This is a genomic window from Prosthecobacter gellanilyticus (assembly GCF_007992435.1).
Taxonomy (GTDB): Bacteria; Verrucomicrobiota; Verrucomicrobiia; order Verrucomicrobiales; family Verrucomicrobiaceae; genus Prosthecobacter; species Prosthecobacter gellanilyticus.
Genome location: NZ_BKAG01000020.1, coordinates 56,440 through 78,788, shown reverse-complemented (window position 1 = coordinate 78,788; position 22,349 = coordinate 56,440). Strand labels below are relative to the sequence as shown.

The window sequence follows — 22,349 nt, the reverse complement described above, 5'->3', positions numbered from 1 at the left end:
CAATCAGCGCAAGTTCGACACGGCGTTCTTCGACGGCTCCTGGATGGCTTTCACCAAGTTGGAGACGGCGGTGGCGGCGTTCGTGACCTGGTTCACGCGCATCTGGAGAAGCACGACAGAACCCGGATCAGAGAAGTCCGTAGTGCTGGCGTCCGTGATGACGGCGGTGGTCTCAGTGTTCAGGGTGGTGGCCATCGTGGTGATCGTGTTCCAGATGGTGGAGTTGGAGCCGAAAAGCGGCGGATTGAAGTCTGTAACTGGCATATGGGTGGCGTGTTGGTGTTTTAGTTTGCGGGTTTAGTTTTCGTTAGGCTGCGGCGGCGGAAGCTTTTGCAGTTTCACGAAAAATTCGAGGACGCGTCCGGCAGTCTGGACGCTCTGGGAAAGGCGGGTGAGCTCTTCAAACTCAGCTTTGGACACTCCGGCATCCTGGTAGCCTTTGATGCGCGCGGTCCAGGCTTCCAGATAGCTGGTGACGTCCGCATAGAAACTACCATCCGCATCCGCGGCGAGAGTCTCGGCAAAGTCGGCCGTGTCGACACGGGCCTTCAGTTCGCGATTGCTCAGGACATCGTTGCTCATGGAGTGGTCAGTGGGGTGATAGGTTTGGCCTTCATAGCAATATCACCCTGACGCAGGGTGCGGATTTCACCTTTTTCAATAATTGTGACCTCATTTTGCTCGACCTTCATGACGGTACCGCCATAGGGCAGGCGCGCGCCGGTGAAGTAGACACCACCGGTGCTGAGGCGGACGTAGCCCTGGCCGTCCTCGATGGCGCGGATGGCGGAGATGCTCGCTTCAGGCGTGTCGATCGTGTCCTGGGTGATCAGGTAGTCCGTGACCGGGTCCGGCTGCGGGGTCGGATCTGACGTTCGCGCCTGCGGTGCGACCGGCGCTGCAGGGGGAGGTAGAGTGATGGCTGGCGTGTTGCTGGCGACAACGACTGGCGCAGGTGCCGGGGCCGTTGCCACGGACTTGGCAGGGGTGACTGGTGCGCTGCTGCCCAGCATCAGGGTTGGCATGGGCACGAGAACGGTGTTCGGAGCCTTTGGCCGTGGGGCCTCGATCTCCACCTCATCCTCGACGCCGCTGATGCCTGGCACTTCCTGCATCAAGGTCTGCTTCATGCGCACCCAGGGGTCGGCGGAGGCAAGCTTGCCGGTGACCTTCAGCTTGCCATTGCTCAAACTGGAGACGGTGAGCGGCAGATGCTGGTCATCCAAAAGCGCGCGGGAACTGGAGGCGATCTTTTCCAGGCTGTAGATCTTCGTGCGCAGTCCGGGGACCGTGGCACGGAAGATGGCCTGAAGCTCACGCTGGCGTGATTCGCTGTCCACATAACCGCTGGCCGTGAGACGACCGGCAGCCTCCTCCACTTTCACACTTCCGGTTAGGCCAAGCTCGTCGATCACCGCATTGGCACGCTCGAGGGGCTTGCGGCCCGTGTCGTCCACCGCCTTGCTGCGGGCGGCGAAGAAATCATTGTAAACGACCGCCCACCCCAGGAGCAGGACAATGCCTGCGGCGATGCCGAGGATCGGGCCTAGCTTGGAACTCGGAGATGCCGCGGGAGCCGTGGTGACGGTATTGACCACGACCGGCTTTGGCGTTTGAGCCGCTTCCTCGGCAGGAGTCTCCGTCGCAGCTTCTTCCGTCTTCTCAGCTTCTTCAGCCGGTGCCTCGACCTCTTTTTCCAGCTCAGGAACATCTGCGGCGGAAAGCAGCGGCCACTTCTCTTCCGCAGGACCGATGACGAGATGGCTGCCACCAATCGAGAGGAAGGCAAAGGACGGGACGGTCTGGCGCGCATCGCGGATGCGTTTTCCTGAAACGTAGACACGTCCGCCTAGCGGGGCTGCGGCGATACCTGAGGCACCCAATTCAAGTTCCAGATGCTGCGGAGCCACCAGGACATCATGAAGCACCACGTCACACTCATCATCACTGCCGATGAGAGTCTTGCCCGCGTGCAGGCTGATCTCCGCCCCCTGGTGAGGGCCGGCGATCACTTTGAGGAGCCATTGTTGACGCGGATTACTCATCGACGGGGCATGTAAGAAGGGATGGGACGTTTGGTGGGAGCCGGTGTCGCGCTCGGCGGAGGAGTGATGCCGTCGTAGGTCTCATACAGAGGCTCGGACGCAGGCAAGGCTCTCGGGGTGTCAGATAGCGGAGGGAGGAGCGGGTTGGGGCGCTTGCCCGAGATCGTCTCCTCATGCATGGCGCTATGATTTCCGGCCGCCAGACGACGTGCGAGATCCTCGACCTTGTCTCGTGAGAGCTGGTCGCTGCTAAGGTAGCTAGGCAGAGCGAGATCATTGCCGGACGTCGTGGTATAATCGGCGGGATCCGTGGCCTCCTTGCGCATATCGACGATGCGCGGTGTGATGAAGAAGAAACGCTGGGTGCGCTCATGGTTGCGCTCGTTCCGGGAGAAGAGCTTCCCGAGCCCCGGCACCTTGGAAAGAAGCGGCACCTGGCGGGTGTTGCGGCTGCGGCGCTCGACTGAGTAACCACCGAGAAGGAGGGTCTTGTTTTCCGGCACCATGGCCTGGGTGGTGATGGCGCTCTCACGGGTGGAGGGAATATCATCCACACGGGTGTCGGAGAAGCTGCCGTCTGTGATGTCGATCTGCAGGCGGAAATCATTCAGGTTCCCGGCCTTCACAATGGTGGGCGTGACACGGAGCTGCACACCGGTGGTGACATCAAAGAGGTCCACCTGGAGGTTGCCTTCCACTCGGACATACACCTTTTCGTCGGTGCGGATGACCGCCTGCACGTTCTCCATCGTCAATACGGACGGGCTGGAGACGATCTGCCCTGCGCCGACCTGCTCGATGGCACGGAGACGAGTCAGCAACTCATAGCCGCCCGCGCTGATAAGCGCAGTCGCATTCAAGCCGACACCACGGGCGAGGTTGGCACTGTCAAAAAAGCTGGGCACCTGGCCCTGAGTGTTCACAGCATCAAAGATGCCACGATCCGCATCGAAGCCAATCCGTCCCCGGTCATTGCCCTTTTTGCCGAGGCCGAGGAGTTCGATGCCGACGTTGCGCAGATTGTCGCTGTCGATGTCCACGATGGCCGCCGTGATCTCGATCGCCTTGGTCGGCACATCGAGCATCTTGATCAGCTCCTCATAGAGAGGCATGCGGGCGGCGACATCACGGACGAGCACCGCATTCAGACGGGAGTCAGCCACGATCATAGGTGAGCGTGGATCACTCGGGTCAGCGGCCTGCCTGCCTCCGGGCGCGGCGCCCTGCGCTGCCTGCTGGCTGCCGGCAGGATCATAGGGGTTGAACGGCTTCACCGGTGCGCCTGCGTTAGGATTGCCGATGGCGGCGAGTCCGCTGCCACGAAGACCGGGGCGTGTGACGCGGTTGTCGGTGTCCTCAACACCGGCGGAAAGAGGACTGCCAGGGATCTGGTTGGCCATCAGGTTTTGCAGACTGCGAACCACGCCGGGAATCACGCGGTTGTTGTTGCCGCTGTTCACCGTGATATCGCCTGCGGAAGCGTAGTTCAGCCGGAAGGTGCGGACGGTGATCTGCTCATTCACGCGGCGGTTTTCCTGGGTGTCCAAGTCACGGGCCAAGGCTTCTGTGGCCAGGATGAACTGAGGTCCGCCGACAAGCAACAGCACGCCATCACGATGCCCCGGCTTGACCTGGAACTGACGTCCCTTCGGGCCGCTGGCATAGCCGACGCTGAACAGCACGTCCTGAAGCGCGAGCGGGGTGACAAATGGGAGGGAGAGCGGACGGGAGAGCACCTCGTCCGTGGACTCGATGATCATGCGCACGCCATCATAAAACCAGACGAGATCGTGAGCCTCGCAGAGGAGGTCGAGGAACTTCTCGGTCTCCACGTTGGTAAAGGTACCGCTGGTCACGCCGCGCACCTGGTCGCTGAGGGTCAAAGGCAGATTCTGGGAGGTGGCGAAGTCCTTCAGCAGATCCCTCACGGAGCGCTGCTGGGGCGTGAAGCTGACACGCCTCGTGCGCCAGGGGACCCGGTCATACTCCTGGGCCTGCAAGGGGGAGAGCAGAGATCCAGCGAGCATGCATGCGAGCGAGGTGATGATGAGAGACGAGCGGGAGAGGTTCATCAGCATGTGTCAGGAGACGGCCAGCCAGTTTTTCCAAAATTCGAGTTCGTTGAGAAGGGATTCCGCCCCCTGCAGGAAGGCAGGGATGGACACGCCCGGACCTTCAAAGGTCTGCCAGAGCACCAGCTCCCCTGTCTCGGGTTCGAGCGTGAGCACTTCAGATGTGCCTAGCTTTCCAAAGCGCACCGCCTGGAGATTCAAGCAGGAGGTCAGAATGCTGTGCCGGGACTCTTTGCGGCGCTCCGCGATGTCCCCTGCCCCGCCGATGACACCGAGCAGAACGACCTTGCCATTCTTCAAGGCAAAGACGCGAATCTGCTGGCCGTCGATGTCGATCACATAAGTCCCGCGAGCGTCTGGCGCAGGGACAGGCAACCCCACTTCTTCACAAAGTACCGCGATAGGTTCATGGAGTGCGTCACTCATGGGGAATTAGGCCAATACTGGAAACTATGCTGATTAGAGTTGAAGCAAAATTAGGACCGGGAAGCAATGCTTGATTGTTCTAGGATGAAAGTATTTAGGCGGAGATGCGCCCGAGGGGCTGGATCGTGATTTCCTCGGTCAGCTCCTGATGGCTGAGGACAGGCAGCTCATAAAACTCCTGCTCGATCAGCTTGCGGGTGTAACGACGGACATCCAGCGATGTTAACAACACCGGACGCTGGTTACTTTCCATGACATTTCCGACTTCTTTTCGCACGGAGGTGAGAAGGGTTTTCACCGTCATGGGCTCCAGGGCAAGATAAGCACCGGCTGATGTCTGGCGGACCGCCTTGCGGATCTTCTCTTCCAAGCCTGGCTCCAGGAGATACACAGCCAGGATATTCTGCCCGCGGCTGAACTTGTAGCTGATGTAACGCTTCAGGCTGGCGCGCACATACTCGGTGAGAAGCACGGCTTCCTTCTCCTTCTGGCCCCACTCGATCAAAGCCTGCAGGATGGTGCGCAGGTTGCGGATGGAGACTTCCTCCTGCACCAGGCGCTGGAAGACCTCTGTGATCTTCTGCACCGGGAGCACGCGCTGCACTTCACGGACCACTTCCGGGAACTGGGATTCCATCTGCTCCAGCAGGTACTTGGTCTCCTGCAGGCCGACGAAGTCACCGGCGTAGCGTTTGAGGATGACGCTGAGGTGATAGGTCAGCACCTGGGTGGGAGCCAGGAAAGGCACCCTGGCCTTTTCCAGATCTGCGACACGGTCTTTCGGCACCCAGAGCGGCAGGAGGCCACGCAGGAAGGGTTTTTCTTCCTCAAAGGGAATGCCGAGCATTCTCAGTGAGTCCGGCTTCTCACGGGCGAGCACAAAGTCCGTGCGGAACTGGCCTTCCGCGATGGGCACCTCATGCAGGAGAATCTTGTACTGACCGGCTGGCAGAGACTCATTGAAGCGCAGGTGGATGCCCGGAAAGGGTACGCCGAGGTCGTGATACAGCGCTTTTCGCACTCGTATGAGCTCGTCATTCATCGCGTTTGCATCCACGATGTCCTGGCTGGCGGCGGACACGTCCATCAGAAGAGGCACGGTGACGGAGAAGTCATCACCCCCATCATCACGGCGCTGCTGCTTGATGGCAGGCTTCTGGCCGGTGGCGGCAGCGGCCGGGAGGTTGCGCTTGTCATGCTGCACTGCGACGGGCGTATTGCTGGTCTTAAAGTTCGCATAGCCGATGAGACCGGCCACCACGCCAAGGATGATGAAGGGGATCTTCGGGAAACCTGGGATCATCGCGAAGCCGAACATGAAGCCAGCAGCAATCATGAGCGCTTTGGGCTGGGCGAGGAGCTGCTTGCCGACATCGCCACCGAGGGCACCGCCTTCCTCTTCATTGCCCACGCGGGTCACGATCATGCCCGCCGTGATGGAGATGAGCAGCGCCGGGATCTGGGACACCAGACCGTCACCGATGGTGAGGATGGAGTAGGTGGTGACTGCCTTGCCGATCTCCCAGCCCTTTTGCAGCACGCCGATGGCGATGCCTGCGGTGATGTTGATGGCGGTGATGATGAGACCTGCAATGGCGTCCCCCTTCACGAACTTCATGGCACCGTCCATGGAGCCGTGGAGCTGGCTCTCCTTCTCGATGTTATGTCGTCGCTTCTTGGCGTCCTCCTGAGTGATGTTTCCGGCACGCAGGTCGGCATCAATGCTCATCTGCTTGCCCGGCATGGCATCCAGGGTGAATCGCGCGGCCACCTCGGCCACACGTTCCGCGCCTTTCGTGATCACGATGAACTGCACAATCGTGATGATGAGGAAGATCACCACACCGACGATGAAGTTCCCCCCGACCACGAAGTTACCGAAGGTAAAAATGATGTCCCCGGCGTGAGCCTCCAGCAAAATGAGACGCGTGGTGGTGATGTTCAGCGAAAGCCGGAACAACGTGGTCACCAGCAGCATCGACGGGAAGGTCGAGAACTCCAGGATGTGCGGCACATACATGGAGAGCATGAGCAGCAGCATCGAGACGGCGAGGTTCACCGCGAGCAGCACGTCCAGCAGGGCTGGAGGTACCGGCAGGATCATCAGAGACAGGATGAGCACGACCACGACGGCCATGAGCACGTCGTAGTATTTGGCACCCTTTAAGAGGGCATTTTGGACTGAAGCAATCGAGGCGGCCATGGGAGAATGTTAGCGTCGTTCGTCGGTTAGGAGGCTGGCCAGGAAATCCCGCGCCGCCTCATGTTTACCCTGTTCCCACAGAGCTTTGGCAAAGACCAGTCCCACCGGCACACGCAGGGGACCGTCAGATTGTTTGAAAGCGCGCGTGGCGGCACGGGCGGCGGCCACCGGGAAACCAGCGAGCAACTCGGCAAGAGCGAGGCAGCGCTGGACCTCTGAGTCTTCCGGGAAGGCCCGGTAAACCAGACGGAGCAATACACAAGCGCGATCTGGTTTGTGCTGCTCCAGGTGCAGGTAGGCGACAGTCATCAACCAGTCCCTCTGGCGCGTCGTCAGCGCCAGGAACGCGCGGTCGGGCTCCAGAGACTCGAGCGAGTCTTCGGGGTTGGGAGGAATGTCGGGAGAAGATTCCATGAGAGAGTGATACGGGCGGTCTTGTCGTCAGCCACGGAGGAGCGCGTAGCGGTATTGCTCACCGAGGTCATGAACCGCGCCGAGATGGTCGAGCAGGGCCATGGCGGCGCGGAGTTCCTGGACGACGCTGATATCGTGCTGCGTGTGGATCTCCTCACGGAGCTTCACGGCCACTTCCTCACGCATCGGGTGGAAGACACTGGGGTGAAGCACGCTCTGGTCCTGCACTTTCGGGCGCAGCGCATCCAGCATGACCTTCTCAAAGGTCTCCGCCTGGAGCATGACCTCGAGCTGTCTCTCCACGGCCGCATTGATCGGCTGGAGATGTGAATCATCCGGCAGCAAAGCATGGGGGGACTCGTCAGCCAGCTCGATGGAGGCGAGCCCGATGCGCGGCTGAAAAGCTTCTGGGAGAAGTTGCATCATGCAGATCTAACGAAGGTGCTGCTCTGATCATGCAGACTGGTGAGCCAGTCGAGCGCCTGATGCATGTTTGGCAGGGTGAAAAGATAACCATCCATGCGGACGGCAAAGAGGAGCTGGCCGGAGCGGGTCCAGCCCACACGGGCCGGAAAAGGTGCGGGCGCCCGATAGTGGCACAGTTCCAGGAGGCGCGCGCAGGCAGATTCATCTGGCGTCTCGATCTGGCGGATGAGGCTGATGGAGACATCCTCACTGCGCTCGCCGATCAGCTCGACCGCCAGGGTGCCGAGCCGCTGCATGTCCAGCATCAAGGCATTGTTCTCACGAAGGGCCAAGCCTTCCATGCCGATGCTGCGGCCAAACTCAGCGAGGGTCTCGTCAAAGAGTGATGTCATGCAACCTCCTCTCGTGAGATTTCAGTGTCCATGGCCTGTTGCAGCGCGTCGAGCATCTTCTCCCGGATGTCAGGGACCGGGTAGAGTTTCAAGGGAATCTGCCGAACTTTTTCGCGCAATTGAGTGAGGAAGTAAATTCGCATCTCGGAAGTCTTCACTCCGAGGCGGTTGGTGATTTGGATAAAGCGTTCGGGATCGATCCAGCGCTGCGTGGTCATTTCCAGCAGCTCGCGCATGAGATCATGGGCTGTGTATTCATCTGCCATTGGCAAAGGCGAAGGAGAAGGCAGGCGCAGGTGTGGCGTTCGGGCGGACCTTGTCCACAAGGTCAGAGAGAGTGCGGAAGAGATTTCCCATTTGCTGCACGTAGTTGATGTTGTTCACGGCGGTTTCGAGGTGGGCGGATTCCATGCTGGGCCCCATGCCGCTGGCATCGAGGTCACTGCCCGCAGCCTGGATGAGGAAATCGAGAGCCTGAGAGAAACGACTCTCGCCGTAGCGGGTCATGATGGCCTGATACATTTCAGAGACGTTCGGACGGCCCAGGACAGCGTAGCGATACAGCTCACGCAGTTTGTCGAGCTGCTCCAGTCCCTGCTTGGCAAAACCGAGCACGTCCGAGGCGATGTTGATGCCGGCGCGGATGGCAGGTCCGGCCTCCTTCATCAAGGTTTCCTTCACATTGCCGACCTTGGCAGCCAGTTCTTTGAATTCCTCGCCTTCCTGACCTTTCAGGGCTTCCTCGGCGAAGGCGATGGCAGCGTATTGCTCGCTCACATCACTGAACTCGCGCTGCAGCATGTCACGGATCTCGCCTTCACTGGCTTTGCTGCCCCTCTTTTTAAGAGCCTCGACAAAGTCATTCAGCTTCTGGGGCGACTGCGAGTCACCCGTCATCGTCACATACTTCTCGGCAAGCTCAGCCTGGTTGAGCTTCATCGACTCCTTGGAGCCGGCTTTGCGCTCGGAGAGCTTCTTCTCCACCTTTTCCGAGGCAGCGAAGGTCATCTCCTCCGCGGCATTCTGGAGCGCGGTGGCGGCGTCGGTCTCCTGCACCACCTGCCCCTTGATGCTGCCCTCCTGGCGCTGGGCCTGGGCCAGCGAGTCCGCCACGCCTTCCTTGCTGGAGAAGGAAGAGACGAGGGCGCGGACGTCATTGCCAATGGCGCTCATGAGCCCACCTCCTGCCCGATGATCAGGCGGTTGGATGTGGATGATGCTAAGGAACTCATGAGCTACCGGATTCTAACCTTCTGGGACAGGCAGGATTGCAGAAAAAATCCGCCTCTTAGATGTTCGCGCGAGAAACGATCTGGCTCTGGTTCTGAATGAAGTCCTGGTAGAGCTTCAGCACCATGTCAGAGAGAGTCTTGGCGGCGTCACGCATTTCCTGGATCACCTGCTGGGCATCCTGCATGAGCTTCTGGGAAGCCTCATACTTCTTCAGGAGAGCCTGGCCTTCCTCGGCATCCTTTTTATGTCCGGCTGCCTCAGTCTGCATCTCGGCCGCATAGACGGCGGTGGAGCCATCAATGATCTGGGTCATGGCATTGCCAAACATGCCGCCCGCCTGCGCGCCTGCGAGGAAGCCCATGGCAGGATTGCCACGGCCGGCGAGACCACCCGCAAGGCTGGTCGCGAAGGTGAGGCAGCCGCCGACGATCTTGCCGATGCCCTGAGCACGGGTGGCCTTGGCCTCCTTGATGGCGGCGTCATAGTTGGACTTGGCGTTGTCCATCATGGTCTTCGCCTGGTCGAGCATGTTGTTATACTCACCCTTGACCATTTCCTGGCGTGCCTTGGCGGTGGACTCACGGAGCTCCTGGGCCATGCTGAGCATGAGCTTCAGGAAGGAGTTGAAGTCCGGATACTTGCTGCTGCTGATCATGTCGAAGAGAGACTTCTCGGTCTCGGCAGCGCGCTTCTCGAGATGCTCAAGGGCGGCGGTGATGTCAGCGGCATTCTTCTCGATGTAGTCTGTCCCGCCCTTGACGATGTTGGAGGCCAGATCGAGCACCATTCCGTTCACCACCAGCGCAGCGGCGGTGTTGGTCATGGTCTGGAGAACGCTCACATCCATGTTGGCCAGGGACTGAGCAAACTCATTGACGTCAAAATCCTCGGGGCCGATCATCGGATAAGAAAGCGTGATGCCGTTGGAGCTCTTGGTTTCCTCAGAGCCTTTTCCACCGAAGACTGAGACAGTCAGCGACTTGCTGGATTTCTGGGATTCTTGCGTTTTTTCCGTCTGATCGGTCTGGCCGATCTGGCTGGCGTAACCGGATGAAACATTGAAAGAAACATTCATAGTGGGTGATGGATGAGGTTTTTAAAACTTCGTTAGGCCAGGCAATCAGGCGGACTGGAACTGCATGAGCTCCTTCATGGACGAGGCGCTGTCGTCAGCGGCCTTGAAGATGGCGGACACGGTCTCCATCGCTGATTCCATCATGTCCTCGAGATCGCTCTGGAGCTGCTCGATCAGGTTTCTCAGCATCTTGATCATGGCCTCGATGGCCTTGGACTGGGCCTCGGCTTCGTCTGCCTTGCGTTTGGCATCTGCGGCCTCGGTCATGAGATCAGCCACCTTCACATCACCCACGCCCGAAACCACTGCAGACGGAGCCTGGAGGAAGATGGCCGCCACAGCCTGTTTCAGACTGAGTTCGATCATCTCCTGAAGCATCGGCTTCATGGCTTCTTTAACGACCGACGTGATCGCCTGCTTCACCACCGCGTTCAAACCGGCCTTGGTAGCCTCGGAGGCTGTTGCATTGATGGATTCACGGGCAGCGACCTTGGCCGCCTGCTCCAGAAAGACTTTGGCGGTCTGCTGGGCAGCCTCCTTGGAGCCTTCCTTGACGGCCTCTTTGGCGGCCTGCTTGAAGAAGTCACGGGTGATTTCCTGAATGGCTTGCTTGCCGGCGTTGAGGACCTCTTTCGCGATCGCCTTGTTGCCAGCTTCCATGCCGTGCTTCATCAGCTCCTTGCCCGCCATCGCGGCGCCCGTGCGGACGGCACTGACGATGACCGCAATCCCGGAGAGGACACCTGCCACCAGGGCGATGTAGCCGAGAATCTCGGTGGCTTTCTCAAGATTCTTTTTATCCGTGTCGCTGAGGAAACCTTTGCCTGTGGCGGCTGCCATGGCCGCATCGATCGCTACTACCATGTTACATATGCCTGAAGCAGCCAGCGCGATGGCTGAGACAGCCAGTCCCACGGCGGCCGCAGGATTGACGAGCAAGTAACCGACGGCGGCAATGGCGGAAAAGACGGCGCAGACGATGTCGAAGACCGCTTTGAAGAAGTTGGCGATGGCGGTGAAGATGTTCGACTTCTTCGCGGCTTCCTGCTGCTTCTTCACGGACTTCTCGACCTCCTCCATCTGCTTCTTCATCTTGTCGAGCTGCTCCGTGTTTTGACGGTTGAGGTCGTTCAAGCGGCCCTCGATCTCATTCTTCGAGACCTGCTGCATCAGTTCATTGAGGGCGTCCTGAAGCATGCCGATGCGCAGGGTCAGATCCGCGGCGTTCATCATGCCCTTAGGCGGGGCGAGGGTGATGGTGCCGCCTTCTCCGGACACAAGGCCGGTGGCATCCAGGCTGGCGAGAAGGGTCAGGGCTTGGGTGAGGGACTGGGCTCCTTCTTCCTTCACCTTGTCCAGGTCTTGACTGAACTGGGTGGGATCAAAGGAGGAGAGTTTCGCGGTCGTGCTGTTGCTGATCGAGCTCATAAGGTGGGTTCTAGAGGTTCAGATTCTGGCGGCTGCACCTCCCGGCGATGCAGTGAAAGGGTCTCAACAGACCGGTCAGTTCTTCCCGAGGATTTCGAGGAGAGACTGGGCCTGTGCTTTTACTTCCGCATTTGCCGGCTTGTCCTTACAAATAAAAATACAGGCGTGGAAAGCGCTCTCCGCGTCCTCCTTGCGTCCAGCACCCAGATAGCACTTGCCCATGAGGAGGGCGGGCGTCGGATTTTCGAGATCCAGGACGGTCAGGTAGGTGTAGGCCTTGATGGCGTCATCATACTTCTTCTGCATCTCACGGCTGGCGCCCAGGCCGGTCCAGAAGCGTGCGTCGAAGTGGTTCAGCACGGAGAGAAGCTGGAAGATCTTTTCCGCTTCATCATACTTGCCGGCATTGAACTGGTTGAAAGCCACCATGTAGATCACCTCCATGCTCTGGGGAGTCAGGTTGGTGAAGTCCTGAAAGGTGCGGCCGTTCTGGCCGAACTTTTCATAAAAATCGCGCAGTTCTTCATCTGTTTCGAAATACGCTTTCGGGTTGGCAGTGTTGCTCATGGTGGCTGTTGGCGTGGGAGTTTGGGAGAGTGAGGGAGGTAAAAACTAAGGCGAATCAGGCCACGTTGCGGAGCTGGCTCTTCACGAGGCCGTCCACCTTTTCTTGCAGCTTGCTCATGACCTCAAAGGCATTGTTGTAGCGGTTCAGTGTCGTCTGATAATCGAGCATGGCATCCTGGGAGTGGGTGCTCTTGGCATCAATGTAGGTCTTGAGAGTGCTGCGGCTGCTGCCCCAGGTATTGAAGTTCTGCAGGTCATCGGCACCGGCATTGTCGTAGAGCGTGGCTCCAGCCTTGGTGTTCGTGGCCTCGAAGAAATCCATGGTGGCGGTCTCATAGCTGAGGTCAGGATTCATGGTCTTGCCGTCCGCCGACTGGGAACGGGTGCGGCCCGCCTGTTTCTCCAGATCCGAGTAGGCCTTCTGGGCCTTGGCAAGGTCATCGCGAATTTCGCCGGTGACGGCTTCCTTGAAGTTCAACTGGCCGCGCAGCACTTTGACGCGGGCCTCGTTCCAGTAGTAGAGGAACCACATGGGGGACATCTGCCGGCTGAGACGAGGCTGGGGAACCTCACCCGTGATGGCGGTCAGGTTCTTGTTCACCCGGAGGTAGTTGGTGGTCACCAAATTGCCGCCAAAGGTGAGTTGAGTGTCCACCACCGGACGCGTGGTGGAGACGGTGTTGTCGGTGCGGTTCACCGCATAGCCTTCGACGTTTGTTTTGCCCGAAACCACCGGGGTGGAGTTTTTCTGGATCAGGTAGTAATTGAAGTTCTTGGTGTCGTCCGGATCGCTGGCGCCTGGGATGCGCTCAGAGGTCACGCGATTGTAGATGACACCGCCGATGTCCGTGTCCGGGATGGTGGTGGTGATGTTGGTGGACACTGCCAGACCCGTGGCCGGGTCCGTGGGGTTGTTGGCCATCTTGTTGCCTTCCGTGAAGATGGCATCAATCAGAGACGAATAGGAATTGAAGATCCGCTTGCCGCCTTCCACGAGATAGCCGCGCATGTCATCGAAGGTCTTGTCGCTGAGGTTCCGCAGGCCGTCTCCCAGCAGGTCTTCGGTGACGTCACCCGTGTTCACATTGTAGGTGGGCGAGTTTGCCCGGAAGTCAGAACGCTTGAGCAGCAGCGCAAACACTTCCTCCATGAACTCGCGCTTCATCATGGCCGCATCATAGGGCTTGTCCTCGGTACCTGCTGGAGCACGGGCGGTGATGGCGTTCTGGAAGTTGACGATGCGGTTGTCCAGGGTCTTCACGTCATCCAAGATGGCGGTGAGCGTGGCATCGATGACGGCCACAGATCCGCTTCTGAACTTCTGCAACTCATCCTCAGATGACATCGCACCGCCGCCCGCCGCGAGCCCGGTACCGTTGACGTAGAGGTTGGCGAGGTCGCTCGTTTTAAAGGTGATGGATCCAGCGTCGAAGGCCATAGAGGTGAGGGGTAAAGGTGAAGGGAAACTTAGATGCGGTAGCGGTTGCCCACGGCGCGGGCACTGACTGAAACTCTGGCGACAGGAGTGATCGCGGTCTCGATCTGGGCGATGCGCTGCTCCATGATCTCCAACTCCGTCAAAAGACGGGCGAATATTACACGGTCTTCCTCAGGAACTTCATCTCCGAGCAGCGTTTTCGCACCGATGCCCTGAACAAGGCCTGTCTCGGTGTAAAACTGGTCCACCCGGTCCATCGCTTCCCTGCCCTTGGCCAGCAGCGCATCCATCCGCGCGATCAACTCCTCAGGCGAGGGCTGGGCGGCTCCGTTGGGCTTCGAGTTCTGGGAATCTTCAGGCATCGTTCATCATCGAAAAAACAAAATCAGACCATCATGCCGGACTGCACGGCGCGGCTGACGAGGTTGCTCTGGCCGGCGGGCGTGCGCTCCTCATTGTCAGCGCCCCACTCCACACCCCACTCTTGCTTCAGCTTGGTCATGCGGTCATCAAACTTCGTCTGAGTCTCATCAGAAAGCTCGTCGGTGTGGACGATGTCGCGAGCGAGGTCGTCCTGCTTGATGATGGAGACAAATTTTTGCACGACCTCCTGGCTCTGCACAAAGAGGATGGAGGCCAGATTGAGCTGGGTCTGGTGCTCCTGGATGGCGCGGCTGAGGTTGGCCTGCAACTGCTTCAACAACTGTGGATCTGTGGCGAAGTTGCCCGCGATGGTGCGAGCGGCCTCGGAACTGTTGCTGGTGAAGGTGATGCCGGACTGCTGGCCCTGGGACTGGTCCTGCTGCTGGTTCACGCCAAAGACACCGAACGCCGACATAGCAGCGAGGAAGCTCTGCAAGCCAAGGCGGAGCTCTGCGGAGGTGGGCGCGGTGCTACCCTGAGTGCCGGTGCTCTGACCGGCACCTGCCGAGCCGAGGGCTGCGAGTCCTGCAAGCACAAGAGCGAGCTGCTCAGCGGTGCGTGACTGAGGAGAAAGCGAGCCGGTGCCAGCCTTCTCCACCTGCCCTGGCGTGGTTTGTCCGGCCTGAGGTGCCACGGCATTGATGGCGGAGCCGAGCTGAGCCAGGGTGCCGAGGAAGGAGAGCAACGAACGATTGGAAACAGCGCCGACAGGCGCATCTCCCTTCTCCGGACCTTGCAAGATGCTGGCAAGCTGCTGGAGCACGTCTTCAACGCCAGGACCGTTTGCCTGGAGATCTGTGCCTGGAGGCAGGACGCCGAGCTCATCAAAGAGAGTGAAGAGAGCCTGAAGACCGGCGGAGAGGTTCTGAGCGTTCAATCCTGCGGCGGCCTGTGGATCAAGCTGCAAGCCAAGCGCGGCGAGAGCGGCACCGAGTTCATTCAGCGCGGTCAGGCCGCCCTGTGCAGCTTCCGTGAGCGCCTGCTGGGCCAGAGATTCAATGGATGGCGGAGTGCCTGCCGCACCAGCGGCCTGACCATTGGAAGCCGGCGGCGTCGGTGGCAGGTCCAGGATGTTCAGATTGCCACCGCCGAGCATGCCTGAGAGCAGGCGGCTGGCACGGCGCAGACCATCGCCCACCGGATCCGGCCGGCTTTCACTTTGACCATTGTTTTGGTTAGGCGTGCCGCTGGATGAGGATGCGCTGCTGGTGCTCGAAGGCGCGCCTGCACCACCGGTCTGGCTGAAGGCATTGAGCTGGGAGAGCACGTTCTGCGCGTTGCTCTCGATGTTGCCCTGCGCCTGGGCGGACTGATCTCCTCTGAGTTTTTCCAAAGCAGCGACGAGCCTCCGCTCCACCGCCTGCAAGGCAGCCTTGGCCTCGGCATTCTCGGTCTGGCGGTTGCCCTGGCGGGTGTCGTTCTCAATGCGCATGAGCTCCAGAAGCTGATTCAAATCCGCGAGCGCCTGATTGGCATCCGCCACACCAGCCAATGCTGAGGAGAAGCTCTGCTGAAGCTGCTGGATGTAGTTGTAAACCAGCCCGGCCACATGGGCCATTTCCTCGTTGTTCAGCTTCCCGTCACCATCGTAGTCCGTGACCGCAGGTCCGCCGATCAGGGTGAGGAAGGCCATCATCTCCGGTGAAACAGCGACGTCGGTCGGATCCAGTTTCAGCTCGTTGGTAAGCGCGCTCGTCGCCACCTGCTCACGGCTGCCGGCATCCCCCAGCACCTGACCATTCATCTTCCAATTGCTGGCATTGCCGTTGATATTGATGATGTGACCGTCATTGCTGGCGCGGTCCTCGGTGCGGCCGTTGAGCTGCCCATAAGGTGTCACCGTGGGGACCTGCCCCGCCTGCACGCCGGTGATGTTAATGGCATGCAGGCCTTTGGTGGCGAGCACGCTGGCCGGGTTGCCAGGGGTGATGGTGATCTTGGTTTCGTTCGCCAGGACGAAGGTGGAGGTGTTGCTGAACTTCCAGCCTTCACCGCTGCCATTCAGAGGATCCACCGTGCCATCCGGGCTGATGATCACGCCATTGCCGCTGGCATCCACCAGGGTCATGTAACCACTGTCTCCCCAGGTGCAGAGAGTATTGCCATCACCGAGGTCATGAACGGTGGGTGTTTCGTTGCGAATCTGGGCGATGGGGCTGTTGGTGAGGGCCTGCGTGCTATTCGCTGTGTTGATCACACTGTTCGCCGCGCTGATCACGGCGTTGAGCGCGTTGATGCGCGCCGTCGGCACCGGGTCCTCTCCCTGCAGCGTGGTTCGGAGTGACGTGGCCGCTGAGACCACCGACTGTGCATCCGACTTGGCCTGATTGATCCGGGTCAGCGCGGTGGTGAGATCACCGCTGGTGGCCAGGGCATCCAGGCCGGATTTCAGCAGGTCAGCGGCTGACTTCCCATTGTTGGCAATTCCGCGCTCCGGCTTGCTCGAATCTGTGCCATTGACGGCATTTTGCGCCGTGGTCTGCACACCGCCTGCCGTGGTCTGGTAAGGCCCGGCCTGGGTCTTCAAGCCATTCGTGGTGGCCGTGGTGTGCTGGGTCTGAGTGGCACTGTTGCCAGCTTTAAAAGGATCTTTCGCCGCCAGTGCATTGGCCTCATCGATGCTGGCCGTGGCCTCCTCCAGATGGCTGAGCGCCGAGGTGTAGACGGAGCTGTTGGACAAAACCTCCTGAAGCCCCTGCAAACCACTGGCAGCCGTCTTGGCCACCAACTCCCGGTGCTCCATGTACATCTTGTTGAAAGCCAGCGAGCCGTCGAGCGCCCCTGCCTGGGCCGCCGCACTGAGTTCTGTTTTAATAATCTGCATGGCTTTTAGGGGGAATTCGGAGTTGTTCTAACACAGGCCTTGTTCGAGCGTCAATGAGCGGTAACGACGGCCTGTGAATAAATCCTCCGCAGAATGTGCGCCCAGGATTACAACAATGTTGTCAGCAGGCACAAAAAGCGCTGAAAATTCCCGCTCTCCTCCCCCCTCATGGCTAAATTCTTCCGCGACCGTTTCACCGACTGGCTCCATGAGCGGGGTATGCCGCCGAAGCTCTACCAGCCAGCGGCGATGCTCGGAGCGCCGCCCGTGGGCTGGGAGATGACCGTAGGGCAGTCCACACTGGTTTACCGGGTGCCGGAGGAGACGCCGCACCTGCTCATCATCGTGCTGTTTGAGCGACAGACCCAGCGCAACGGCTTGCGCAGTCCGTTTGCGGATATCGTCCGCTTCCTCTCCCTGGTCAAAAAGGCGGATGTGGGCATCACGGACATCAAAGGGCATGTTTCCGCTACCAGTGATCGCCCGGCAGACAGCCTTGAAAATGAGGGCATTCTGGCCTTCTATCGGCGCTATCTGAAGGTGGTGGACCTCTTTGTCGAAAACGACATTTTGTGGGTCGGTGGAACGCTCCTGACCTACACGCCGCCCCTGGCCGCCGAGCGCGAATGGCTGGAAAATCCCCCTACAGCATGAGTTCCGGCCCTCCCACCACCACTCCCTGCCCTACCTGTGGGGCGCCAGTCAAGCCAAGGTCGGCCTGCCCCCGCTGCCTGCTGGCGGCTGGCCTGGGACAGATAACCCCGAAACCGCCTGGGAAGAAATCTCCTGACAGCGCCACCAGGATCCTGCTGTCACCACCGGATCTGCTGAAGACCTCAGCGGCACTCTCCCACATCTCTGGCACGCTCTCGACCACGCTCGGGGGGCGTGTGCCGGAGAAGTTTGGTGACTATGAACTCATTGAGGAGATCGCCCACGGCGGCATGGGCGTGGTCTACCTCGCGAGACAGCTCAGCCTGGAGCGCTTTGTGGCGCTGAAGTTTCTGCTGGATGGCAGGTTCAGCTCGGATGATCTGCGGGAGCGTTTTCGCCGAGAAGCGAAAGCAGCGGCCGGCCTGCGCCACCCGAACATCGTCACCGTTCACCACGTGGGCAGCGTGCCTTCGGAGCATGCAGACGGCGGCCTGAGCGAGCAGCCGTACTACAGCATGGACTTCATCGAAGGCCGCAGCCTGGCCGAGGTGCTGCGCAACGGTCCGCTGGCCCCGCTGAAGGCCGCCACCTACTGCCGCACGGTCGCGGAAGCCGTGCACTACGCCCATGAGCGCTGGGTGCTGCACCGGGACCTGAAGCCTTCCAATGTGCTGATCGATCTCGATGATGTGCCGCACATCACAGACTTCGGGCTCGCCGGAAAGATGGAAGTGCGCAGTGATCTCAGCGCCACGGGCCTCATGATCGGCACGCCCGGTTATCTCTCGCCCGAGATGGCGGCTGGCCGAACCAATGATGTGTGTGCGGCGAGTGACATCTATGCCATCGGGGCCATGCTCTATGAGTGCCTCGTGGGCCGTCCACCCTTCCTGGGTGAGACGCTGCAGGACACGCTGCTGCGCATCCGTGATGAAGACGTGGTGCCGCCTTCCCTGCTCAATCCCGCAGTTCCGCGTGATCTCAACATCATCTGCTTGAAGTGCCTCGAAAAGAATCCTGTGCATCGATACTCCAGCGCCCAGGCGCTGGCGGATGATCTCGGCAGCTGGCTGGAGCACAAGCCCATCCAGGCGCGGCCCGCCACCGTGATCACCCAGGTCACGAAATGGGTGAAGCGGAACCCCAGCCTCGGCCTGCTCAGCAGCGCCATTCTGCTCACTTTGCTAGGCATCAGCACGGTTATCTTCATCAACAATCGCCACATGCGGTCCCTGGCACGTGAAAGCCTGCAGCAACTGGCCGCGCACCAGACCCAGACCGCGCAGACCTTTGGCGCGGAGCATGACTTTGCGACCGCAGCGCTCTGGTTTGACCAGGCCAGGAGCAATGGCGCGGAGAGCGCCGGTGACAACGCGCCATCGCTCAAGCATCTTTGGTTAGGTAAGGAAGGTAAAGAGCTTGCCTTCGGCCAGGATGGCCGTTGTTTGCATATCTTCACAGCAGAGGCGGGGACAGTACATACCTATGACATCAGCTCAGGGGAGCTCGTCGCGACCAAGGACATCCCGATTCCCGCTCAACCTCACATGCGCGCACATCCGGACGGAAAGCGCCTCATCGTCTATCTGAACGATGACCAGACTCCTGTGGCGGTCCTGAGAGATGCCTTCCCCATCCGTGCGGCACTCGCCAGTCCAGACGGACGTTATCTGGCCAGCACCAATGCCGCGGGCATCACGCGTCTCTGGGATCTGAAGCCTGAGGCGCCCAAACCCATGACAGTCAAGGAGGCCACGCTGAGCTCCGGCCACACACTGACCACGGAGGGCAACCTCCAGCCACTCACGCGCGATCAGGTGCAGCAGCACTGGACGGCCCGCTGAGAGCCTAACGATCTTTGACGTTAAGACTCTCCTCGCTGTGCTCCATCATGCCTTCACACACCAGCATGCGGCGGAGATAGTCCGTGCTGCGTTCCTTGCTGCCCACACCCACGGGCACCCAGGACATGCCGTCGGATGACGACAGGGGTGTGGAGGTGCCAGACGTGCTGCGCTTTTCGAGCTGGTCCATCGTGGTGCGCGTTTCCTTGCTGTAGTCTGTGTTCACATCACCGCCCATGGCGCGCTTGAGGGTCAGGCGAGATAGCTCCTGCTGACGCACTTTGGGGTCATCAGAATTGAGCCTCTCTTTATCAGGCGGCAGGGAGAGGTATTTCAAAAAGCCACGCGAGGTGCGGGCGATCTCTGCCGAGTTGCCCTCCGAGTCGAGCTCCACGCTCAAGTGAGCGGCAGAGTGGAAGGTCTCGGACTTCTCCATCCGGCGCTCTTTGTCTCGCATCGGTTCGGTAAGACCAAACTGGACGCCCTTTCTAGCCCCCAGTGAAACAAGACCTGCGCCCCCCTTCTCCACCGCTGTGCCCACGACTTCGGAGGTCACCCCACCGACCACACCGCCCAGTGACGCGAAGAGCGGCCCGGTAACCGGCGTAACAACAAGTCCGACCGTTCCAATCATGGCCTTGTCACTGTGCTTCTGCGCCTTGTGCTGGTAGTGGCCGGACATGGCGGAAGCCAGCTCCCTGGGCAGGTCGTGCACGCCGCCCTCCTCGCTGCGCGCACCGGCATCATGGGAGATGGCCACCATGCGCTCCTGATGGCGCTCGGCCTTGGCGCCTTCAATCAAGGACCACACGGGCCCTGCGATGGCCTGGGGAAGCAGCTTCAAGAAGCGGCCGCTGGCGAAGTAGTCGACAAACTTGTTCCAGTAGCTCTTCGGCTTCGTCGATTCCTTTGACTGCTCCAGGCGGGGATCATCGACGATGTCCTTCATGGCCTTCGCGACCTCGTCCTTCCCGATCTCCGTGGGCACACGCTGCTGGATGGCCGAGATCTTGCCGCGCGGTGTGCTGAGCTCGGTGCGGCTGGATTCACGCTCGATGAGCGCCTTGCTGCCCACATGCACGCCGCTTTCATGACGCAGTCCACCGGACTTCGGTGGCTTCGGAAACTCACGGTCCATCACAACGACCTCATCACCACCGAGCTTCCCTTTGGGAACGGACACCTCGGAGCTTCCAGTGGTGCCTTGAAGGTTCCCCGGCCGGATGGAGATGGGAGACATTTGGGACATGGTCGTGCAGGTTGAGGTTTGTCAGAGAGGACTCACTAGATCCGGATCATGCCAGAGAGCCGCGGATCAAAGTCGTCCGAAGTGGTTTCTTCGTGATGCTGGTTCGGGACGAGGCGCTGCTGCCAGTCACGTGCGACACGCACAAAAGAGGTCAGTTTCTGTGCCAGGAACTCCACATCGCATTTATGGGTTCCGATTCGCTGGGAGAGAACGACCTCACCGGTGCCGGGATCCAAGGCCAAAATGGCACCTTCCGTCTCCCGCCCGAGGTAGTTTCCCGCAAGGACTTTTTGGTAGAAGGCCAGCACACCCTCATGAGGCGTGACTCCCACCACACTGTGCATGATGAGCGTGTTTTCATCATCCGTATCAGCCTCAAGATCGACGTGCGTTTGTGCATCGAAGGCCAGGCGGCAGACGCCGTGGGAATCAAGCCTCAGATTGGCGAGCCCTATGTTGGCACCGAGGTCAGCCAGAAGGTCCTGAAGTTTCATGCGCGGATGTGGAAATGAGGTTCAAGACCCGCGGCAGCAGATCCATGACCGGCAGGAAGTGTGCCGAGCTTTTCCTTCCACCCTTCGAGGTGGTTCACGAAGCTCTCCACGGCATGATTGAAGCCGGTGAAGTCCAGGGAGTTCATCTCAAGACGGCGCTCAAAGATGACCTCTGAATTGTCATCGGTGATGGAAAAACAGGCACCGCCAGTGGCCACACCGAGGAGGTTTGCACTCAGGAGCGTCTGGAAATAGAGCTCTCCGTGAGTGTCGGCATCCAAGGATGCGATGGAGGAGCTGAGGTGCAGCGTTTTGCCCTCATCCATCTCCTCGAAATCAACGACCAAAGAATGGTCAAACACCACCCGGCAAAGACCGCTGTCGTTGAGAGCCAGGTCAGCCATGCCCATCTGGCGGCCCAGCTCGGTCAGTGCGTCAGCGATATTCATCGAGAGAGGGAGAGGAAAGAGAGATGCGACTGTGCGACGTGTGGCGAAAATTCGTCACAACCCGAGACTGCCACTGGGAGGGAATAAACGGCACCCGGCCTGAGATTACAGAGATTATTCTGCGCCAGGAAGATTGTTTTTCCTCGACCCTGTAATGAAGAGGCAGACAATCGACTATCTTGTTCAGAGCACCTAACGAGCCTCCCCATCCCTCATGTCCCTGGAACAACTCCTCGCCTCCCTCGCCACCGAACTCGACCTTCCGGATCTGGCCCTGAGTGAAAACGGCACCTGCCAGCTCACCTTTGATGACAAGCTGTCCATCACCATCGAGCAGGCACCGCAGGAAGACAGCGCCCATGTCTACGCCACGGTGGGCAGAGCGCCGGAAAGCGACCGCGAGGATTTCTTCGCCGCCTTGCTCGAAGCCCAGCTCTTCAGCCGGGAGGTGGGAGAGGGCTGCACGCTGGGCCTGGACCGCAGCACGGATGAGGTCCTGCTCTGCCGGAAGCTCCGCCTGGCCGACCTGGATGAAGCCGGCTTCTCAAGCGCGCTGACCGAGTTCATGAACTGGTCAGAACATTGGTTAGAAAAACTGGCCGGTGACATCACCGGACCCCAGGAGCCGGAAAGCGACGGCTTCACGCTGAACGATCATTTCATCCGCGCCTGATTCACCCGGGCCGCCCCAGT

General features: G+C 59.9%; 23 protein-coding genes. 3 read left to right on the top strand and 20 right to left on the bottom strand.

The features are described from left to right. Nucleotides 1-3: 3 nt before the first annotated feature. The 17 genes from BGE01nite_RS15000 to BGE01nite_RS14920 form a co-directional block, all read right to left on the bottom strand. Entirely contained in the window at nucleotides 4-264 is a 261-nt protein-coding gene (locus BGE01nite_RS15000) for a hypothetical protein (protein ID WP_146851298.1), read from the bottom strand. Nucleotides 265-297: 33 nt separating this feature from the next. Beyond that, nucleotides 298-582 carry a hypothetical protein gene (locus tag BGE01nite_RS14995; protein ID WP_146851297.1) on the bottom strand — a complete coding sequence of 95 codons (285 nt, stop codon included), beginning with the start codon at nucleotides 580-582 and terminating at the stop codon, nucleotides 298-300. Further along, nucleotides 579-2,045, bottom strand: a complete 1,467-nt coding sequence (locus tag BGE01nite_RS14990) for an FHA domain-containing protein (protein WP_146851296.1) — start codon at nucleotides 2,043-2,045, stop codon at nucleotides 579-581. Before BGE01nite_RS14990 ends, BGE01nite_RS14995 begins: the two co-directional genes overlap by 4 nt. Further along, a complete protein-coding gene (gene sctC, locus BGE01nite_RS14985; RefSeq protein ID WP_218032998.1) occupies nucleotides 2,042-4,117 on the bottom strand; it encodes a type III secretion system outer membrane ring subunit SctC in 2,076 nt (691 codons plus the stop codon). The genes BGE01nite_RS14990 and sctC overlap by 4 nt, the downstream gene beginning before the upstream one ends. Nucleotides 4,118-4,126: 9 nt before the next feature. Next, nucleotides 4,127-4,543, bottom strand: coding sequence for a type III secretion system chaperone (locus BGE01nite_RS14980; RefSeq protein ID WP_146851294.1), 417 nt, complete (start codon nucleotides 4,541-4,543; stop codon nucleotides 4,127-4,129). Between the two features lie 94 nt (nucleotides 4,544-4,637). Beyond that, on the bottom strand, nucleotides 4,638-6,746 hold the full coding sequence (gene sctV / locus BGE01nite_RS14975) for a type III secretion system export apparatus subunit SctV (RefSeq protein ID WP_146851293.1): 2,109 nt from the start codon (nucleotides 6,744-6,746) through the stop codon (nucleotides 4,638-4,640). Nucleotides 6,747-6,755: 9 nt separating this feature from the next. Further along, nucleotides 6,756-7,160: a type III secretion apparatus assembly chaperone SctY gene (gene sctY, locus BGE01nite_RS14970; RefSeq protein ID WP_146851292.1), complete on the bottom strand. Its 405-nt coding sequence runs from the start codon at nucleotides 7,158-7,160 to the stop codon at nucleotides 6,756-6,758. A 27-nt stretch (nucleotides 7,161-7,187) separates the two neighbouring features. After that, nucleotides 7,188-7,586 carry a type III secretion apparatus assembly protein SctX gene (gene sctX, locus BGE01nite_RS14965; protein ID WP_146851291.1) on the bottom strand — a complete coding sequence of 133 codons (399 nt, stop codon included), beginning with the start codon at nucleotides 7,584-7,586 and terminating at the stop codon, nucleotides 7,188-7,190. Further along, on the bottom strand, nucleotides 7,583-7,978 hold the full coding sequence (locus BGE01nite_RS14960) for a type III secretion system chaperone family protein (RefSeq protein WP_146851290.1): 396 nt from the start codon (nucleotides 7,976-7,978) through the stop codon (nucleotides 7,583-7,585). Before BGE01nite_RS14960 ends, sctX begins: the two co-directional genes overlap by 4 nt. Next, complete coding sequence (locus BGE01nite_RS14955) at nucleotides 7,975-8,244, bottom strand: TyeA family type III secretion system gatekeeper subunit (protein WP_146851289.1); 270 nt, start codon at nucleotides 8,242-8,244, stop codon at nucleotides 7,975-7,977. Before BGE01nite_RS14955 ends, BGE01nite_RS14960 begins: the two co-directional genes overlap by 4 nt. Further along, nucleotides 8,234-9,151 carry a type III secretion system gatekeeper subunit SctW gene (gene sctW / locus BGE01nite_RS14950; RefSeq protein WP_146851288.1) on the bottom strand — a complete coding sequence of 306 codons (918 nt, stop codon included), beginning with the start codon at nucleotides 9,149-9,151 and terminating at the stop codon, nucleotides 8,234-8,236. Before sctW ends, BGE01nite_RS14955 begins: the two co-directional genes overlap by 11 nt. Before the next feature lie 115 nt (nucleotides 9,152-9,266). Then, nucleotides 9,267-10,286 (bottom strand): hypothetical protein, encoded by a 1,020-nt coding sequence (locus tag BGE01nite_RS14945; RefSeq protein WP_146851287.1) that lies wholly within the window; start codon nucleotides 10,284-10,286, stop codon nucleotides 9,267-9,269. Nucleotides 10,287-10,331: 45 nt separating this feature from the next. Next, a complete protein-coding gene (gene sctE / locus BGE01nite_RS14940) occupies nucleotides 10,332-11,714 on the bottom strand; it encodes a type III secretion system translocon subunit SseC family protein (protein WP_146851286.1) in 1,383 nt (460 codons plus the stop codon). Between the two features lie 75 nt (nucleotides 11,715-11,789). Continuing rightward, nucleotides 11,790-12,281, bottom strand: a complete 492-nt coding sequence (locus BGE01nite_RS14935; protein WP_146851285.1) for a SycD/LcrH family type III secretion system chaperone — start codon at nucleotides 12,279-12,281, stop codon at nucleotides 11,790-11,792. A 55-nt stretch (nucleotides 12,282-12,336) separates the two neighbouring features. Further along, the gene (locus BGE01nite_RS14930) at nucleotides 12,337-13,719 is read right to left on the bottom strand and encodes a hypothetical protein (protein ID WP_146851284.1); all 1,383 of its coding nucleotides are present in this window, start codon (nucleotides 13,717-13,719) and stop codon (nucleotides 12,337-12,339) included. A 29-nt stretch (nucleotides 13,720-13,748) separates the two neighbouring features. Next, the gene (locus BGE01nite_RS14925; protein ID WP_146851283.1) at nucleotides 13,749-14,081 is read right to left on the bottom strand and encodes a hypothetical protein; all 333 of its coding nucleotides are present in this window, start codon (nucleotides 14,079-14,081) and stop codon (nucleotides 13,749-13,751) included. 23 nt (nucleotides 14,082-14,104) lie between these two features. Continuing rightward, nucleotides 14,105-16,966: a hypothetical protein gene (locus BGE01nite_RS14920; protein ID WP_146851282.1), complete on the bottom strand. Its 2,862-nt coding sequence runs from the start codon at nucleotides 16,964-16,966 to the stop codon at nucleotides 14,105-14,107. Between the two features lie 168 nt (nucleotides 16,967-17,134). On the opposite strand from BGE01nite_RS14920, the gene BGE01nite_RS14915 reads away from it, so the two are divergent. Together BGE01nite_RS14915 and BGE01nite_RS14910 are read left to right on the top strand one after the other, a co-directional pair. Next, nucleotides 17,135-17,620: a hypothetical protein gene (locus BGE01nite_RS14915; protein ID WP_146851281.1), complete on the top strand. Its 486-nt coding sequence runs from the start codon at nucleotides 17,135-17,137 to the stop codon at nucleotides 17,618-17,620. Next, a complete protein-coding gene (locus BGE01nite_RS14910) occupies nucleotides 17,617-19,464 on the top strand; it encodes a WD40 repeat domain-containing serine/threonine protein kinase (RefSeq protein WP_170266804.1) in 1,848 nt (615 codons plus the stop codon). Before BGE01nite_RS14915 ends, BGE01nite_RS14910 begins: the two co-directional genes overlap by 4 nt. Before the next feature lie 4 nt (nucleotides 19,465-19,468). Here the strand turns inward: BGE01nite_RS14910 and BGE01nite_RS14905 are convergent, their stop codons facing one another. From BGE01nite_RS14905 to BGE01nite_RS14895, 3 genes are read right to left on the bottom strand one after another with little or no spacing between them, the layout of a single operon-like run. Then, nucleotides 19,469-20,704: a hypothetical protein gene (locus BGE01nite_RS14905; protein ID WP_146851279.1), complete on the bottom strand. Its 1,236-nt coding sequence runs from the start codon at nucleotides 20,702-20,704 to the stop codon at nucleotides 19,469-19,471. 44 nt (nucleotides 20,705-20,748) lie between these two features. Further along, complete coding sequence (locus tag BGE01nite_RS14900; RefSeq protein ID WP_146851278.1) at nucleotides 20,749-21,207, bottom strand: type III secretion system chaperone; 459 nt, start codon at nucleotides 21,205-21,207, stop codon at nucleotides 20,749-20,751. Then, complete coding sequence (locus tag BGE01nite_RS14895; protein ID WP_146851277.1) at nucleotides 21,204-21,656, bottom strand: type III secretion system chaperone; 453 nt, start codon at nucleotides 21,654-21,656, stop codon at nucleotides 21,204-21,206. The genes BGE01nite_RS14900 and BGE01nite_RS14895 overlap by 4 nt, the downstream gene beginning before the upstream one ends. Before the next feature lie 214 nt (nucleotides 21,657-21,870). Between BGE01nite_RS14895 and BGE01nite_RS14890 the strand changes: the two genes are divergently transcribed. Further along, nucleotides 21,871-22,329 (top strand): type III secretion system chaperone, encoded by a 459-nt coding sequence (locus BGE01nite_RS14890; RefSeq protein ID WP_146851276.1) that lies wholly within the window; start codon nucleotides 21,871-21,873, stop codon nucleotides 22,327-22,329. Nucleotides 22,330-22,349 lie beyond the last annotated feature (20 nt).

Bases quoted from the DNA above. Each gene is read 5' to 3' on its own strand.
- BGE01nite_RS15000 (WP_146851298.1), bottom strand. From the start codon at position 264: ATGCCAGTTACAGACTTCAATCCGCCGCTTTTCGGCTCCAACTCCACC.
- BGE01nite_RS14995 (WP_146851297.1), bottom strand. From the start codon at position 582: ATGAGCAACGATGTCCTGAGCAATCGCGAACTGAAGGCCCGTGTCGAC.
- BGE01nite_RS14990 (WP_146851296.1), bottom strand. From the start codon at position 2,045: ATGAGTAATCCGCGTCAACAATGGCTCCTCAAAGTGATCGCCGGCCCT.
- sctC (WP_218032998.1), bottom strand. From the start codon at position 4,117: ATGAACCTCTCCCGCTCGTCTCTCATCATCACCTCGCTCGCATGCATG.
- BGE01nite_RS14980 (WP_146851294.1), bottom strand. From the start codon at position 4,543: ATGAGTGACGCACTCCATGAACCTATCGCGGTACTTTGTGAAGAAGTG.
- sctV (WP_146851293.1), bottom strand. From the start codon at position 6,746: ATGGCCGCCTCGATTGCTTCAGTCCAAAATGCCCTCTTAAAGGGTGCC.
- sctY (WP_146851292.1), bottom strand. From the start codon at position 7,160: ATGGAATCTTCTCCCGACATTCCTCCCAACCCCGAAGACTCGCTCGAG.
- sctX (WP_146851291.1), bottom strand. From the start codon at position 7,586: ATGATGCAACTTCTCCCAGAAGCTTTTCAGCCGCGCATCGGGCTCGCC.
- BGE01nite_RS14960 (WP_146851290.1), bottom strand. From the start codon at position 7,978: ATGACATCACTCTTTGACGAGACCCTCGCTGAGTTTGGCCGCAGCATC.
- BGE01nite_RS14955 (WP_146851289.1), bottom strand. From the start codon at position 8,244: ATGGCAGATGAATACACAGCCCATGATCTCATGCGCGAGCTGCTGGAA.
- sctW (WP_146851288.1), bottom strand. From the start codon at position 9,151: ATGAGCGCCATTGGCAATGACGTCCGCGCCCTCGTCTCTTCCTTCTCC.
- BGE01nite_RS14945 (WP_146851287.1), bottom strand. From the start codon at position 10,286: ATGAATGTTTCTTTCAATGTTTCATCCGGTTACGCCAGCCAGATCGGC.
- sctE (WP_146851286.1), bottom strand. From the start codon at position 11,714: ATGAGCTCGATCAGCAACAGCACGACCGCGAAACTCTCCTCCTTTGAT.
- BGE01nite_RS14935 (WP_146851285.1), bottom strand. From the start codon at position 12,281: ATGAGCAACACTGCCAACCCGAAAGCGTATTTCGAAACAGATGAAGAA.
- BGE01nite_RS14930 (WP_146851284.1), bottom strand. From the start codon at position 13,719: ATGGCCTTCGACGCTGGATCCATCACCTTTAAAACGAGCGACCTCGCC.
- BGE01nite_RS14925 (WP_146851283.1), bottom strand. From the start codon at position 14,081: ATGCCTGAAGATTCCCAGAACTCGAAGCCCAACGGAGCCGCCCAGCCC.
- BGE01nite_RS14920 (WP_146851282.1), bottom strand. From the start codon at position 16,966: ATGCAGATTATTAAAACAGAACTCAGTGCGGCGGCCCAGGCAGGGGCG.
- BGE01nite_RS14915 (WP_146851281.1), top strand. From the start codon at position 17,135: ATGGCTAAATTCTTCCGCGACCGTTTCACCGACTGGCTCCATGAGCGG.
- BGE01nite_RS14910 (WP_170266804.1), top strand. From the start codon at position 17,617: ATGAGTTCCGGCCCTCCCACCACCACTCCCTGCCCTACCTGTGGGGCG.
- BGE01nite_RS14905 (WP_146851279.1), bottom strand. From the start codon at position 20,704: ATGTCTCCCATCTCCATCCGGCCGGGGAACCTTCAAGGCACCACTGGA.
- BGE01nite_RS14900 (WP_146851278.1), bottom strand. From the start codon at position 21,207: ATGAAACTTCAGGACCTTCTGGCTGACCTCGGTGCCAACATAGGGCTC.
- BGE01nite_RS14895 (WP_146851277.1), bottom strand. From the start codon at position 21,656: ATGAATATCGCTGACGCACTGACCGAGCTGGGCCGCCAGATGGGCATG.
- BGE01nite_RS14890 (WP_146851276.1), top strand. From the start codon at position 21,871: ATGTCCCTGGAACAACTCCTCGCCTCCCTCGCCACCGAACTCGACCTT.